The 14,855-nt window shown below is 67.5% G+C and carries 13 protein-coding genes; 5 read left to right on the plus strand and 8 right to left on the minus strand.

The features are described 5' to 3' along the window. Positions 1–54 precede the first annotated feature (54 nt). The gene (locus ACWD1U_RS28110; RefSeq protein WP_451111649.1) at positions 55–921 is read left to right on the plus strand and encodes an LLM class F420-dependent oxidoreductase; all 867 of its coding nucleotides are present in this window, start codon (positions 55–57) and stop codon (positions 919–921) included. A 420-nt stretch (positions 922–1,341) separates the two neighbouring features. Here the strand turns inward: ACWD1U_RS28110 and ACWD1U_RS28115 are convergent, their stop codons facing one another. The 4 genes from ACWD1U_RS28115 to ACWD1U_RS28130 all read right to left on the minus strand — a co-directional run bounded on the left by ACWD1U_RS28115 (position 1,342) and on the right by ACWD1U_RS28130 (position 4,597). Beyond that, positions 1,342–2,346, minus strand: coding sequence for an RNA-binding protein (locus ACWD1U_RS28115; protein ID WP_451111651.1), 1,005 nt, complete (start codon positions 2,344–2,346; stop codon positions 1,342–1,344). Positions 2,347–2,475: 129 nt separating this feature from the next. Then, positions 2,476–3,333 carry a fumarylacetoacetate hydrolase family protein gene (locus ACWD1U_RS28120; protein WP_451111653.1) on the minus strand — a complete coding sequence of 286 codons (858 nt, stop codon included), beginning with the start codon at positions 3,331–3,333 and terminating at the stop codon, positions 2,476–2,478. A gap of 153 nt (positions 3,334–3,486) precedes the next feature. Continuing rightward, positions 3,487–4,197 (minus strand): YidC/Oxa1 family membrane protein insertase, encoded by a 711-nt coding sequence (locus tag ACWD1U_RS28125; RefSeq protein ID WP_451111655.1) that lies wholly within the window; start codon positions 4,195–4,197, stop codon positions 3,487–3,489. Between the two features lie 88 nt (positions 4,198–4,285). Continuing rightward, positions 4,286–4,597, minus strand: coding sequence for a DUF6412 domain-containing protein (locus ACWD1U_RS28130; RefSeq protein WP_451111657.1), 312 nt, complete (start codon positions 4,595–4,597; stop codon positions 4,286–4,288). 221 nt (positions 4,598–4,818) lie between these two features. Here ACWD1U_RS28130 and ACWD1U_RS28135 point away from each other — a divergent pair, with 221 nt between their 5' ends. The 3 genes from ACWD1U_RS28135 to ACWD1U_RS28145 all read left to right on the plus strand — a co-directional run bounded on the left by ACWD1U_RS28135 (position 4,819) and on the right by ACWD1U_RS28145 (position 9,127). After that, entirely contained in the window at positions 4,819–6,294 is a 1,476-nt protein-coding gene (locus tag ACWD1U_RS28135; protein ID WP_451111658.1) for a beta-1,6-galactanase, read from the plus strand. 249 nt (positions 6,295–6,543) lie between these two features. Beyond that, positions 6,544–7,599, plus strand: coding sequence for a hypothetical protein (locus ACWD1U_RS28140; RefSeq protein ID WP_451111660.1), 1,056 nt, complete (start codon positions 6,544–6,546; stop codon positions 7,597–7,599). 178 nt (positions 7,600–7,777) lie between these two features. Then, positions 7,778–9,127 (plus strand): DNA cytosine methyltransferase, encoded by a 1,350-nt coding sequence (locus tag ACWD1U_RS28145; protein WP_451111662.1) that lies wholly within the window; start codon positions 7,778–7,780, stop codon positions 9,125–9,127. Here the strand turns inward: ACWD1U_RS28145 and ACWD1U_RS28150 are convergent. From ACWD1U_RS28150 to ACWD1U_RS28165, 4 genes are read right to left on the minus strand one after another with little or no spacing between them, the layout of a single operon-like run. Then, positions 9,059–9,520, minus strand: coding sequence for a very short patch repair endonuclease (locus ACWD1U_RS28150; RefSeq protein ID WP_451111664.1), 462 nt, complete (start codon positions 9,518–9,520; stop codon positions 9,059–9,061). The two genes, ACWD1U_RS28145 and ACWD1U_RS28150, sit on opposite strands and share 69 nt — an antisense overlap. Before the next feature lie 41 nt (positions 9,521–9,561). After that, entirely contained in the window at positions 9,562–11,382 is a 1,821-nt protein-coding gene (locus ACWD1U_RS28155) for a DEAD/DEAH box helicase (RefSeq protein WP_451111666.1), read from the minus strand. After that, the gene (locus ACWD1U_RS28160) at positions 11,379–12,821 is read right to left on the minus strand and encodes a hypothetical protein (RefSeq protein ID WP_451111667.1); all 1,443 of its coding nucleotides are present in this window, start codon (positions 12,819–12,821) and stop codon (positions 11,379–11,381) included. Before ACWD1U_RS28160 ends, ACWD1U_RS28155 begins: the two co-directional genes overlap by 4 nt. Before the next feature lie 19 nt (positions 12,822–12,840). Then, positions 12,841–13,530, minus strand: a complete 690-nt coding sequence (locus tag ACWD1U_RS28165) for a hypothetical protein (protein ID WP_451111668.1) — start codon at positions 13,528–13,530, stop codon at positions 12,841–12,843. 357 nt (positions 13,531–13,887) lie between these two features. On the opposite strand from ACWD1U_RS28165, the gene ACWD1U_RS28170 reads away from it, so the two are divergent. After that, entirely contained in the window at positions 13,888–14,835 is a 948-nt protein-coding gene (locus ACWD1U_RS28170) for a hypothetical protein (RefSeq protein ID WP_451111670.1), read from the plus strand. Positions 14,836–14,855: the final 20 nt, after the last annotated feature.

Raw genomic sequence — 14,855 nt, forward strand, 5'->3', positions numbered from 1 at the left:
TGGCACCTGCTGTACGCGTGATCGACACGGCGCCCAACCGGAGGGATCGGACAGATGAGCACGCCCGTCAAGGAAGCGGTCGGCCGATACGGCGTCTGGAGCGTGGGCCTGCGCTCGGAGGACCCGGAACGGCGCGGCGAACTCGCCGAGGCAGCCGCCGAACTGGAGGAACTCGGCTACGGCGCCGTGTGGCTGGGCGGAAACTCCTCCGCCGCCAACGCGGTCCCGCTCATCGAGGCGACCTCTAAGCTCACCGTAGGCACCAGCATCCAGAGCATCTGGCAGCACGAGCCGGACGCCGCGGGCGCGGCCTTCGCGGACCTGGAGTCGGCCCACCCCGGGCGTTTCCTGCTGGGTCTCGGCGTGAGCCACGCCAAGCGGGTGGAGCAGTACGCCCGCCCCTACTCGGCCCTGGTCGACCACCTCGACGGCCTGGACACCGCCGGAGTGCCGGCGGACCGCCGTCTCCTGGCCGCCCTGGGCCCGAAGTCGCTGCGGCTGGCCCGCGACCGGGCGGCGGGCTCGATCCCGTACCTGGTCACCCCGGAGCACACCGCGCACGCCCGCGAGATCCTGGGCGACGCCCCGCTGCTGGCCCCGGAGGTGGGCGTCATCCCGGAGACGGACCCGGTCCGTGCCCGGGCCCTGGCCCGCGAGTTCCTGGGGTTCTACCTCCCGTTGCCGAACTACACCAACAACTTCCTCCGGCACGGCTTCACCGAGGACGACCTGAAGGACGGCGGCAGCGACCGCCTGGTGGACGCCCTGTTCGCGTGGGGCGACGACACGGCGATCCGCACCAGGCTCGACGCCTTCTTCGAGGCGGGCGCGGATCACCTGGCCCTGCAGGTCTTGGACGGCACGCCGCGGGACACCCTCCCGAGGAAGGCGTGGCGCGACGTGGCCGATCTCCTGGCATGAGAGCGAGCGCAGCCTGATTCGATGGGGCGGGACGAGTCAGCCGAAGGGCTCGGCCCATCGTCATGGCATGCCGCGGTCGCTGACCGCCTCGGCCTGCTGGGCGTCCCTGGACGGGGCCCCTTCGGGCGCCGGTGGCTCGGCTCGGAACGGTGGACGGCCTTCGGCGAACGTTCACCTGCTCGGAGTGCGTTCAGGTTCGGCAGCTTCGCTGCGTAGATCCAGTCGAAGCCGTCGTAGCCGGTGCCGTCGAGGTGTTCTGCCCGGATCAGGCCGGCACGTACCGCCACGCGCTGGGAGGCAGCCCGAGGCGCGGATCTCCCGGCAGCAGGAGTCTGTCGACCTGGGTATTCCCACCTTCCGGGAGATCGCTGCTCGCACCGATACGGCCGCCGCACCGCCAGAGCCTTCGTAAAACTGCGATCACCCACCGGAGTGGTGGAGGGCCCAGTTCCGGTCGTTCGGCGTTGGCTCGGTCCGCCAACGAGCCCGCAGGAATCCGTCGCCATCGGGCATGACAGCGGTGAACAGAGGAACACGTTCACCCGCGTATACGGACAGGAGCGCGGCGGCGGGAGCGCGGCGCATCCGGGCGGTCAGCTCCGGGAACGCGCTCTCGTCGGCGATGGCGCTGTGGATGTGGCCGTCGTCGTCCTGCCAGACGCCTTCGACGAGTCCTTCTGCGGGGAGGGCTCCCAGGACGGCGTCGATGTTGGAGGACAGGGGCGGCCATACGGCCAGACGGGCTCGGGGAGCCACTCCGGCGCGAATCGTGTCGACGGCGTCGCGGGTCAGGTGGTGCCATCGTGAGGCGCCTTCGAGGTACATCTCTTCCAGGATTCCGGCGCTGCCGTCGGCGACTGCCCGGTGCAGGTCGGCCCAGAAGTCATCGTCGCCGGGTCGCTGGACAACGTCCTCCTCGGCCTCGAAGCCGTACGGGGAGGCATCCAGGCGTTCTGGGAACAGTCCAAGCCCGCGGGCGCGTGCCGACGCTTCCTCGCAGGGCCGACTGCTGCTGATGTACAGGTACTGGTCCCATCCGACGTGCACTGCGAATGTGCCCTCCGCTTCCAGCCGGCACCAAGCGCCGCTGTCGCGAAGCATGAGCCGCACCAGCTCCAGTCCGACGTCGAGCGGCACCTCCGCTCCGTCATGGAAGCCGGTGAGGCCCGTCGAGAAGAGCCCCTCGAGCCCGAAGCCGTCCAGGGGCCGCTCGAGGCCGAAGTGCGCGAGGGACGGGACCTGCGGCTCGCGTACGGACAGGCGATCGACGCCGGCCTCGACGGCGAACGCCAGGACTGACTGCAGATAGGCCGCCTCGATCTCGCCGTGATCGCTTTCGGTGTCCTCGGTGCCCGTGCAAGGCCCGTATTCATCACGGTCGGCGGGGTCGTATTTGGTGACGCGGTAGACGTAGGGGAGCTGCACATACGCATCTTCCCGCACAACCCTGACATCGCCCCGAAGGGACTCCCACCGCCAAGCGTGAGGGCCTTCACCTCATGGAGGTGAAGGCCCTCACCGCGTGGACGGACAGGCGGGGCGGCTGCCCACTCCTCAGGCGCTCTTGAACTCCTGCCGCTGGCGCCCGAGCCCGTCGATCTCCAGCTCCACGACATCCCCGGCCCGAAGGAACGGCTTCGGCTCGGGCGCCCCCAGCGCCACGCCCGCCGGCGTCCCCGTATTGATCACATCCCCGGGGTACAGCGTCATGAACTGACTGAGGTACCGCACGACCTCCCCCACCAGGAAGATCTGCTCGGCCGTCGTCCCGTCCTGCTTCAACTCCCCGTTGACCCACAGCTTCAGAGCGAGATCCTGCGGATCCGGTACTTCGTCCGCCGTCACCAGCCACGGCCCGAGCGGATTGAACGTCTCGCAGTTCTTCCCCTTGTCCCAGGTCCCGCCCCGCTCGATCTGGAACTCCCGTTCGGACACGTCGTGCGCCACCGCGTACCCGGCGACATGCGCGAGACCTTCCTCGGCGGACCCCAGATACCTGGCCGTGCGCCCGATGACGACGGCCAGTTCGACCTCCCAGTCGGTCTTGAGGGAGCCGCGGGGTACGAGCACGGTGTCGTCGGGCCCGACCACCGTGTCCGGCGCCTTCATGAAGACGACCGGCTCGGCGGGCGGCTCGGCCCCCGTTTCGCGGGCGTGGTCGTGGTAGTTGAGCCCGATGCATACGATCTTGCCGATCCGTCCGAGCGGCGGTCCGATCCGCAGCCCGACCGCGTCCAGGACGGGCAGCGTGCCGGCGTCGGCGGCGGCCCGCACCCGGCCGAGTGCCTCCTCGTCGGCGAGCAGCGTGCCGTCGATGTCCGGGACGACGCCCGACAGGTCCCGCAGGGTCCCGTCGGCGTCGAGCAGCGCGGGCCGCTCCGCCCCCGCCGTACCGACTCGCAGCAGCTTCATGGTCACGTCTCCCTCGATCGCGGGCGCCCGCCCGATGCGCGCGACCCGGATGCGGCGGGGCAGCCATCGGAGGACTGGTCGATCCTCCAAGGTGGGCGTGCACTGCGCAATACCCCGTTCACGTACTGGACCTTCACCTGGCCGGCCGGTCGGTCACCGGTACAGCACGGCCCGCTCGACGACGCTCCACGTCGTGCTGGTCACCACGTACAGCGCGGCGGCCAGCGGTACCACGGCCACGGTGACAAGGGTGAAGAACGACATGAACGGCATCACCCTGGTCATCGCCCCCAGCCCCGGCACCTGTTCGCCACCACCGGCCTGAGCGACCGGGTTGGCGGCCATCATGCGCTTGCTGAGGCGGTAACCGACCGCGGCGACGCACCCGACGACGACGAACAGCCCGGCGTACACGAGCCCCGCACCACCGAGGAGACCGCCCTGCAGCGCGTCCACCCACCGCTCTCCCAGTGGCGCGGCGAGCAACCGATGACCGAGCAGCTCATTGGCCTGCCCGCCGATCGTGTCGCTGGAGAACAGGTGGTAGAGCAGGAAGAACGCGGGGATCTGGAGCAGCCCGGGCAGGCAGCCGGCGAGCGGCGACACCTTCTCCTCGGCGTGCAGTTCCAGCACGGCCCGTTGCAGTTTCTCGGGGTTCTTCCCGTGCTTCCTCCGCAGCTCGGCGATCTTCGGCTGGAGGGCGGTGCGGGCCTTCTGGCCGCGTGCGGCGGCCCGTGACAAGGGGTGGACGAGGAGCCGTACGAGCGCGGTGAACAGGACGATCGCGGCGGCGGCCGCGGACGCGCCGAACAACGGCCGGAGCAGGTCGGCCAGGTGCTCGACCAGGTTGGCGAAGACGGACATGGGTGAGCCCTCCGGGGGTCTCGTCGTGCCGGGAGTGGGACATGGCGGCATGACGACCCGCGCGGGGTCCGGTTACGTGGACAGGCCCCTACGCGACGGTCGCCCGGAGGGCGTGACCGGGTGCTCGGGGCCGGGTGCGCCCCCGGGCGTCGGGATCGCGCTGGGGCAGGAAGGCCGTACGGCGGTCCCGGTCACGGATGGCCGTACGCACACGCGTGCGCGGCACGGTGGGCGCGCAGCGCGAGGCGACGACGGCGCAGACCGCGAGGGCGGCCGAGGCGGCGGCGGTCGCGGCGAGCGCGACGGTGGCCGAGAGGCTGCCGGTGTCGAGCAGCGCCACCTCGACGAGCAGGAACAGCAGCGCGAGGGCGGGACGCAGAGTCGCCCAGCTGCGGTTCATCGGCTGCCCCTCCCTCGTACGCGTGTACGCCCTGTTGTTCGTTATACAGGATCCCCCTCCCGAACACGTCCGAGACTTCGTACACGGGTTTGAGGAAGGTACGTCAGAACTCTCGACAACCCACCCGCCACGCCCGATGCTTCTCGTCACCGACAACGGGGCACCTCGCGACGCCGGGCCGGGGGGCGGCGTCCGTCCCCCATCTCCCTTACGGAGGAGCCGTGATCAGACGCAGGAGTCTGCTGGCCGCAGCAGGCGGTACGTTCCTCGGCAGCGCCCTGGCGACGGGCACCGCGCACGCGGACGCCACGATCGCCGTCAATCCGTCGACGACGTACGGCACCTGGGAGGGCTGGGGCACCTCCCTGGCTTGGTGGGCCAACGTCTTCGGAGCCCGGGACGACTTCGCCGACCTCTTCTTCACCACCAAGTCCGTGACGTACAACGGCCGTTCCCTGCCCGGCCTGGGCCTCAACATCGCCCGCTACAACCTCGGCGCGTGCAGCTGGAACAGCGTCGGCGGCGAGACGATGGTGGAGTCGCCCAACATCCCCGGCTTCAAGCAGATCGAGGGCTTCTGGCAGGACTGGAACAACGAGGACCCCACCTCCTCGGCCTGGAAGTGGACGGCGGACGCCAACCAGCGCGCGATGCTGGTGAAGGCGACGCAGCGGGGCGCGATCACCGAGCTGTTCGCCAACTCCCCGATGTGGTGGATGTGCAGCAACCACAACCCCTCGGGCGCGGCTGGCGGCGGCAATAACCTCCAGACCTGGAACTACCGCCAGCACGCCTCCCACCTGGCGGCGACGGCCCTGTACGCACGGAACAACTGGGGCGTGAACTTCGCGACGGTCGACCCCTTCAACGAGCCGGCCTCCACCTGGTGGACCGCGACCGGCACCCAGGAGGGCTGCCACATGGACCCCGCGGTCCAGGCGGCCGTACTCCCCTACATGCGCAGCGAGTTGGACAAGCGCGGCCTGACCGGCATCCGGATCGCCGCCTCGGACGAGACCAACTACGACACGGCCCGCTCCACCTGGGCGTCCTTCAACTCGTCCACCAAGGCCCTGGTCTCCCAGGTCAACGTGCACGGCTACCAGGGCTCGGGCGGCCGCCGCGACCTCCTCTACACGGACGTGGTGACGACGTCCCGCAAGAAGCTGTGGAACTCCGAGACCGGCGACAGCGACGGCACGGGCCTGACCATGGCGTCCAACCTCTGCTACGACTTCCGCTGGCTGCACCCCACGGCATGGTGCTACTGGCAGGTCATGGACCCGACGACGGGCTGGGCGATGATCGCCTACGACAAGAGCACCCTCCAGCCGACGACAGTCCAGACCAAGCACTACGTGCTGGCCCAGTTCAGCCGCCACATCCGCCCCGGCATGACGATCCTGGACACGGGCGTGAGCTACGCGGTGGCGGCGTACGACGCGACGTCCCGCCGCCTGGTGATCGTCGCGGTGAACACGTCCACGTCCGCCCAGACCCTCACCTTCGACCTCTCCCGCTTCTCGACGGTGACGGGCGGCACGAACGGCGCGGTCCCCCGCTGGAACACGGTGACGACGGGAGGCGGCGACCTGTACACCCCTCGCTCGGACATCCGCCTGTCCGGCAAATCGGTCAGCGTCCCGTTCGCCGCGAAATCGGTCCAGACCCTCCAGATCGACGGCGTGACGCGGTAGACCGGGCAGCCGGGCCGCTGGGGCGCTTGGTCACTGGCGGCTCGGCTTGGCCGCTTGGCCGCCGGCGACTCGGCTTGGTCGCTCGGCCGCTGGCGGCTCGACTTGGTCACTGGCGGCTCGGCAGCTGCTCGGCGGTGGTTCGGGGCGACTGTGGAGCCGGGGATGGCGAGTGTGGGGAATCCGGGCAGGCCGGTGGTCTGGCCTGCGCATCTCTCACGCTCGTCACCTCCCGGCAGTACGGTGTCCCCCATGCGCCCCGACACGCCTGCCGAAAACGTCGACCACACCGCCGAGGCGGCACGCCTGGAGCGGACCGCCGGCCTGTACCCCGAGGACGCCGAGGCCCTGCTGCTGCGGGCAGCGGCCCACCTGGAACTCTCCGGCGACCGCCCCACGGCCACGGCCCTCTACGACCGTCTGCTGTCCTCCACGGACGGCCTGGAGAACCCCCACCTGGTACGGGCACTCAAGGCCTCGAACCTCTGGGAGTACGGCCACGAGGCCGAGGCCAGGGCGATCATCGAGGGCGTCCGGGTGGCGGCCCCCAAGGACCCGGCCCCCTGGGTGATCGTCGCGGAGTCCCTGGAAGCCCACGACGAGCTGGAAGCGGCCCACGACACCTTCACGGAGGCCGTACGCCGCCTCCTGACGGACGTCGCGGAGCCCCCCTACGCCACCCACCCCCTCCTCTTCGGCCGCCACCGCGTACGGCGCATGCTGGGCAGGTCCCATGACGAGTGGGACGCGCTGGCGGACACGGTCCACTCCCTCCCGATCACTCTGGACGAGCTCCACGACCCCAAGCGCGTCTGGTCCCTGGGCTCGGAGAACCCCGCGGAACTGGAGGCGGAGATCCTCCGCCTCCGGGCAGAACTCGGCGCGTACCGGGAGGCCCTCTCCCGCCCCTTCCCGGTGGCGGTCCTCCACTGGCCCGCCGAGGAGCTGACGGAACTGCTCGAGGCGTATCCGATCCTGGCGACGGAGTACCCGTCCCACGGCGAGCACCTGTCCTCGATAGAGCGGTCCCTGCGCGAACTCTCCACCTCCGGCACCCCCAACCTCGGCATCGTCACCGGCACGGTCCCGTCGTACGAGGCCTTCGCGGCCTCGGAACTCTCCTCCCCGGGTGATTCGACCCTGCTCCCCCAGTACGCGACGACACTGGCGGCGCGGGGGCGGGCCGTGGCTTGGCCGCCGCAGCAGGGGGCGGGGTGCTGGTGCGGGGCGGAGGCCCCATACAGCGAGTGCCATGGGGCCGACCAGGGCAAGGGTGGAACGGCCAACGCTTGTCTGTACACCCCTTAAAATCGCCCTCTCCCCGGTGCGCTGCGCGTAACCGAGGGTTAGTCTCGCCAGCCTGGTATCCGGCGGTCACCTACTGGTGTCAAGGGAGAGCCTGGTAAATGCGAGACTTTGGTTCGGAGCGCCCGTCCACAGCCACGGTCCCTCCTCAGCACGATGGTTCATCCCCAGAAGGAGCGGCATGCCCCCCAGCGGCCAGAAGCGTCCGCAGTTCACCACGCCACTGACCTCGATCGAGATCTGCGCGGGGGCCGGTGGGCAGGCCGTGGGGCTGCACAATGCCGGATTTGACCACTTGGCACTTGTCGAGTGGGACCAGCACGCGGTCAGTACACTGCGGGCCAACGTCGGACGCTGGCCCGGGTGGACGCCTCAGAAGGCCCAAGCCCTCGAGCCTATGGACGTCAAGGAATTTCTCACATCAGACGCATGCCAGGGTATTGACCTCAGAGGCGACAGCCTCGACCTCTTCGCGGGCGGCGTTCCCTGCCCTCCTTTTTCCCTGGCCGGAAAAAGACTGGGCGAAGATGACGAGCGCGATCTTTTCCCGGAAGCTCTGAATATAATTGAAAAACTCACCCCTAAAGCAGTCATGATCGAAAATGTCCGGGGGATCCTTGAGCCACCCGAGGTTTTCATTGAATACAGGGGCAAGATCCTCGATCGATTGCGCCGCGCTGGCTACACAGTCCCCAACGTTGACGCTTCACTTTCCCCAGAAGCCCAGGATCTCGAGATGCGAAAGGTGTGGCGCCGACTCGACGCGAAGGATTTCGGCGTCCCTCAACTACGCCCTCGAGCCATCCTAGTCGCCATCCGTGAGGACTTCTCAAAGCCCGGCATCAATGAATTCTGCTGGCCGCTGGGAATCAAGGCCGATGAAGCCACTGTCGCGGAAAGCCTCAAAAGGAGCATGCGGGAACGGTGCCTTCCGTACTGGGACAAAAACAAGTGGGGCGAGCCGGCCAAGCCCGGACAGCGGACAGGCGAGGACGTCTACAACGACTGGCTCGACGCGGCCCAGAAGTCCGCGGCCGCCGGCCGCGGCGTTGCCCCGACCTTGGTGGGTGGATCCAGGAAGCACGGCGGCGCCGACCTTGGACCCACGCGAGCCAAGAGGGCATGGGCAGCCATGGGAGTTGACGCCATGGGAGTCGCCAACGACCCGAAAGCATGTGACCCGGAACGGGACTTGTTCAGGGAGAACGGCCCTATGCTCACCGTCGAGCAAGCCGCCATCATCCAAGGGTTTCCGCGAAACTGGCGGTTCCAGGGGAAAAAGACAGCACAGTACCGGCAAGTGGGAAATGCCTTCCCTCCGCCGGTCGCTGAAGCCGTAGGCCGCGCAATCGCTGCTATTCTGCGACCGGAGCACCGGGAAGAACTTCTTAGCAACTACGACATCGACTCCTCGGGCTCAGCTGCCCTAGATGACATTCCACGCCAAATGGAACTCTCAATTTCAGCGACAACCACTCCCGCGCCTGCGCGCGAGGACCGTCGCGGCAATCTTGTCGGCACAAGCCACTGACTGCTCGTGCTCCCAGAACCGGAGCACGAGCCAGCCCGCGTCACTGAGCCTCTGATCTGTGTCCCGGTCCCGCTTCACATTACGCAGCACCTTCTCCGACCAGTAACCGGAGTTCGTTCTAGGCGGCACATAATGTTCAGGGCAGCCATGCCAATAGCAGCCGTCAATGAATACCGCGACCTTCGCTGGGCGGAAGACCAAGTCGGCCGTCCGGCGAAGGTCTGGTAGGGGGCGTGCTGCCACCCGGTAGCGGAGCCCTTGGGCGTGCACCAGACGTCTGATCAGCCATTCCGGCTTTGTATCTCGGCTGCGGATCGCCTGCATGTTGCGACGGCGGGCGGCGGACGAAGCCCAGGAACCTTCCGGGGCTTCCCATACGGCTTCGGAGGACACAGCATCGATCGTAGTGCGCTGCGTCCACCTCACGCAGCCAGCTACCGGTTGCCCCCCAGGTGACTCAGCAGCGCTTCGATGTCGCTCGGCGCCAGACCAGCCGCCACCGACGGCTCCTCTTCCAAGTCGGCAAGCTGCTGGACTGTGGGGTCATCCAGGATCTGGCCCATGAAGGCCAGCTTCTGTTCCAACCGCGCAGCCACGACCTCGTCTATGGAGTTGCGTACGGCGAGGACCGTGACCCGCGTCTCGGTGTCCGGCGCGAGGCCGAGGCGATGGATGCGGTCCAGGCTCTGCAGAAACCGGCCGGCCATGAAGTCGCGGTCCACGTAGACAGCGTCATGACAGTGGTGGTGCAGGCTGATGCCCTCGCCGAGGGTCGCCGGGTTGGAGATGAGCACCATGCAGGCCGGATCATCGCGGAACCGCCGGATCTGCTCCTCTCGGTCGGGGGTCCCTCCGTAGACCACGGCCGGACTGAATTTCCCCAGCATGCGCTCCAGCGTCGTAAGGCTCCGGACGAACGTCGTCCAAACCAGCGTCTTACGTCCAGCCGCCGCGTTCTCGGCGATGATCGCCACGGCTTCCTTGTACTTCGGTGACAGCTCGTGGTCGGGGAGGTTCTGCAACTTCGAGTACAGAGAGGCGCCTGGGGGAATCTCCAGCGGAGGCAACTGGTAAGCCAGCGGCTCGTACTTGGTGGCTCCCTCCAGGAGCAGAGCCGGACTCGTAGCGGCCATCAGAAGCCGCAGAGCCGTCTTGCCGAGCGCGCTGAGATCCTCCCTGGCCGCCCCGTTACTCATCCCGCCGACGAGGGAGCTGTAGATCTCGTCATGCAGGGGCGGCATGTCCACGTAACGGATGCCCAGATCAACAGGAGGCAGACCGAGTTCCTGCTTGGTCGTCCGCGTGAACAACGGCCGCAGCACCTTACTTGCCTGCCGAAGGTCTCCCCCGGCCACGGCGCGCACGACGGTCTGTTGCCCGTGCCCCGGCCACACGAAGCCCAATAGATTCTCCAGGTCCTTGGAACCGTTCGGAGCCGGCGTACCTGTGAGGATCAGCCGCCGATCCGCATGTGGCCCGAGGGCCATGCACGCGGCACCGTAGGTGCCCCGGGCCCCGAGCTTCATCCTGTGCGCCTCATCAAGAATGATCATGGAGGGCTGGGCTGCCAGCCAGGTGGTCAGCATCGACAGCGAGCGGTCCAGCCGTTCGTAGTTGACGACGAGCACCTCCGCCCACTGGTCCAGCGACCCGTCCAGGACGTTGACGCGCAGCGCGTGCGTCAGACACTCCGCCGTCTCGAAACGCCACGAGTCGTAGGCCGACTTCGGGCAGACCACCAGAAGCCGCCGCGCGTGGCCGACGGCCTTCTGAGCCGCATACACAGCGAGCGCGACGCGCGTCTTGCCGGCCCCGGGCACGCTGAAGTTGGCACCGTGCTGGAGAGACAGGAGCTTCGCGATGTCCCTGCGCTGGAAGGCGCTCAGCTCACCCTTCCAGTTGTCACCGAGCAGACTCGGGACATCGTCCGCGTCGACCTCGCCGACAGATCCCGTACCCGCCAGCCTGGTTTCCACGGTCCGCGCGTCCTGGAGGACGCCGGTCGCCAGCTTCCTCAGGGCGGAGGACCACTCCACACCGCTGGGGTCAGGCCAGTCACCAAGAACTTGCAGGTTAGCCAGGAAGTCATCAAGAGCAACAGAGGCGCTGAGCAGGCCGAGCTGGCCGCCCGTCCGGAAACGGGCGGCCAGCTGGACCAGGTCCGGCTGGTGGTGCTCAGTGGTCCGGAGCACGACACGCGTGTGCGTCTCGTCAAACCCCAGGTGCAGAGACGTTCCGCTCGGTTCGTTCGTCACTGCCGACCCTCCGTGACGACGGCGTCCATCAGCCAGGCCACGCCGTCGCCCGGATTCTGCAGACCACGGCCGGCCTGCTGCGCGAGCTTCAGCAGGCTGCCACGGAGCTTGATCACCGCGTCATCGAAAGCTTCTTCGTCGAGACTGCGCGACGTGCGGGCCTGCACTAGGTCGCTCACGCACTGGTCGATGCTGGCGCACGCCTCTGCGAGACGGGCCGGCGCAAGCTGCTTCCGCTTGCGCAGCCGGGCATTGCGGCCAGCGGCTTCGATGGCGTCATCGAAAGTATTCTTCGCGTCTTCCAGGAGGCTCTGCGCCTGCTCCTTCGCCTCGTTACCGAAGTCAGGGCCCTCGCTCCTGCTTCGTACAACAGCGGCGGCCCGCAACAGACGGTCGTTGAGCGCCTTCATGTCGGCCACCGCGGAGGAGGCGGCCGGAACCTCCACCCCGAGCCCAGGGATCACTACGCCCGTCGGCTTGGCCTCAGGCCGATCCTCAGGCGCCGGACCGGCAGAAAGAAGCCTCTGCTCCAGCCCCTCCTTGAGGAAGTCCTCGTTGATGTGCCGCACGTCGGTCTTGGAGAAGTTGAGCAGAATGGCGGCCAGACGCAGTTCCTTGAGAATCTCCGCCTGGTCGCGGTCGAGCGTCTCCAGCTTCACGTACAAGCGCTGGAGTTCCTTGAGGCGCTCCTGGGCGCCTTCCCAGTCGACGAGCCGGAGGCCGTTGCCGTTGGCGTCCTGGCTGCGCTTGATCAGCTCACGGATCGTGGCAAGGATCCAGCGTTCTTGGTGGTACGTCCGGACCTGGATCCGGAACTCCTTAGCAATCTGTTCGGGCGTACGCCCGAGGGCCGCCTGCTCCTCCATGGCGATGATGCGGTTGATGTAGGAGTAGTCACGCCGGTGATCCCGACGGAGCTGCAAGGACAGCTCCACGGCGTTGATGTCCGCCCAGGTGAACCACTCGGGCAGCACGCCCACCCGCATCGACTGCACGCCAAGCAGTTTCAGGGCGGCTGCTCGGGTATTGCCGTTGACCAAGATGCCCTGATGAGTGACGAGCCCGGGGTCGTTCTGGCCGAACTCTTCGAGGCTGTCCTTGAGGGCGTCGAACTCGACGTCGCGCAGACTGGTGTCGGCCGGCGAGACCTGGAGCAGGAAACGGAGGTAGTCCTGGCTCTCCTCACTCCACGGGTCCTGATCCAGCCCCGCGTCCTTCGCGGCGTCGTGGCTCCGCTGGGCCCGGATACGGTGCGTGCTGGGGTTGAAGTAAAGCTTGCTGAGGGGCAGGTCGATCACGTCGACGTGCGCCTTCTGCTCATTCCAGTCAACCGTCACCGTCTCGCGGGTCCCGCCCGCCGTTTGCGCCTCCGCAACCTTCTTCTTGATCAGTTCGCTCAGTTCGTCCGCCTGCGGCGGAGCGGGAAGTTCTCGCATCATTTTTTCGGGTGTCCTGTTCCTAGTCGTTCGCGCCATCGAGTGCATCCGCCACAGCCTTACGGGAGGTCTCCGGAAGAGTCCGGTACTGGCCCCAGAGCTTGTCCAGCGGGCTCAGGGAACGCCGGTCCGCAGCGATCCAGGCCCCAAGCACCCGCTGTTCCATGGGCGACAGGGCAGCCGCCTGCTCCAAGACCCGCCCGAGGTCGGCCTGCCGGCCGGAGCTGCCGACACCACACCGCTTGCACTCGGTGACCAACTCGTAGGCGACGTCTCCGCCAGGCTGGATCACCTGGCGGCGGGCCACGTTGAGCACCGCCTGTTCGATTCCCTCCTCGTACGGCTCACCAGCCGCGATGCCGCACGTGCGGCAGAGATAGCCGTCCTCGTCCAGCACCTTGGCGCGCTGGGCGGCGGTAAGGCTCGCCTTGTGCTTCGGCGCCTTCGACTTGCCAGGAATCCACACCTCCGCCCCTTGCGCCACGAACCGCTGCTCCTGCTGACGGAGAGTCGGGTCCTCACGGCTAGTCGAGATCTTCCAGTCGTGGTCCCGCAGGTCGCGCATGCGCCGGTCGATCTGAGCGACGTCCGGGAACGCCTCGCGCAGCTCGGCCTTCGTGAAGATCTTGCCCTCCCCCACTTCCTGTACGAGCCACAGTGCGGCCCGAGCCATGCTTCCCAGCTTCGCGTCCCGCCAGGACGGCAGCGCCATTTGTCACTCCTGATGTCGAATCGCACGCATTTTGGCAAAGGCGCAGTATGCGCGCATGCGTAACTCACGCAGCGACACAGGCGCCTTAGCCACCCCCCGCTCCACGAGCGGCTATCCACAGTGTCCCACCGAGAACCGAAAACCAGTCCCCACTGGAACGCTTGCGCACCAGGTAGCAAGAACACAACTCGCCTCCCGTCGTGCACAATTGACCAGGCCTCAGTCTGGAGTGGCCGCAATGTCGACAACACGGGTCAGCGGCAGGCCGATTTGAGCCAGTTCGCTACATATAGACCGGAAAGCGAAGTGCGTGATATGCCACGACCAAAAGGAAGCAAGACTCCTTACTGCTGGACGGTGAAGGAGTTCGGCAGTGACGTTCCGCCAGGGAAACGCGCGCTTGCTGCTGAGCTGCAGAAACTCTGCCGCCTCCTGGCCTTGGAACCCAACGGCAGCGCCCCCACACAGAAGCAGGCAGCCGACCGGCTGCACACCTGCGATACGTCACTGTCCAGATTTCTCCGCGCCGAGTACCTGCCGGACATAACGATCGTCAGGCTTCTTCACGCTGCCGCGGCCAAGGATGCGGGGGGTGTGGAGAAGGTAGGCATCACGCTCGCCGATCTGGAGGAGATGCACTCCACGGCCACCGCGGAGCAGCAATGCGGCGACTGTGTGAGCTTGCGCGGTGAGGCGTCGGCGTTGCGGCAGCAGGCCAGCGATAGCGGCGATGAACTCAACAACATCCAGGCCGAACTCGGCACCGTAAAGGAGGAGACCGCAGCCCTACGGGAGGAGGCTGCGGCCTTGAAGCACGAGGTGCGGACACTGAAGGCGGAGGTACAGACACTAAAGGCGAGAGAGGGGCGCGCACTTAAGGCCACCGCACGGCGTGCCATTCGGGCCGGCCAGCGATCACGTCTGGCGGCCCGGGCGGATGCGGCTCTGCTGCCGGTCCCCCCTCGGAAGGGGGACCGGCAGCAGAGTAATCCCGAGAAGAGGGCGGCACTGACTGTCGCCCGCCAAGCCAAAGCCCTGCAGAACGGCAGCCGGCAAGACGAGGCTCTGGCTCTGCTGCGCCACTCAGTAGAAGTGCTCAGCCCGGCAGAGACGGCGGCTCTTGTATGCGTCCTGCGCGAAGGTCAACTGGACGAACTGGCAGCCACATTGATCCACATCTACGGACGGGACAACCCTGAACTTCATGTGATGCGGGCAGCGGCCCAGCTTCACCAGCACGGAGCGTCTGACGATGCCGCCGCACTCTTGCGAGCGGCTCTGTCTTCGCGGCAAGGGGCACCTTGAACCCAAGGGCAGGCCTGTCG

Source organism: Streptomyces sp. NPDC002788 (genome assembly GCF_053592115.1).

Bases quoted from the DNA above. Each gene is read 5' to 3' on its own strand.
- ACWD1U_RS28110 (WP_451111649.1), top strand. From the start codon at position 55: ATGAGCACGCCCGTCAAGGAAGCGGTCGGCCGATACGGCGTCTGGAGC.
- ACWD1U_RS28145 (WP_451111662.1), top strand. From the start codon at position 7,778: ATGCCCCCCAGCGGCCAGAAGCGTCCGCAGTTCACCACGCCACTGACC.
- ACWD1U_RS28165 (WP_451111668.1), bottom strand. From the start codon at position 13,530: ATGGCGCTGCCGTCCTGGCGGGACGCGAAGCTGGGAAGCATGGCTCGG.
- ACWD1U_RS28130 (WP_451111657.1), bottom strand. From the start codon at position 4,597: ATGAACCGCAGCTGGGCGACTCTGCGTCCCGCCCTCGCGCTGCTGTTC.
- ACWD1U_RS28120 (WP_451111653.1), bottom strand. From the start codon at position 3,333: ATGAAGCTGCTGCGAGTCGGTACGGCGGGGGCGGAGCGGCCCGCGCTG.
- ACWD1U_RS28160 (WP_451111667.1), bottom strand. From the start codon at position 12,821: ATGATGCGAGAACTTCCCGCTCCGCCGCAGGCGGACGAACTGAGCGAA.
- ACWD1U_RS28140 (WP_451111660.1), top strand. From the start codon at position 6,544: ATGCGCCCCGACACGCCTGCCGAAAACGTCGACCACACCGCCGAGGCG.
- ACWD1U_RS28125 (WP_451111655.1), bottom strand. From the start codon at position 4,197: ATGTCCGTCTTCGCCAACCTGGTCGAGCACCTGGCCGACCTGCTCCGG.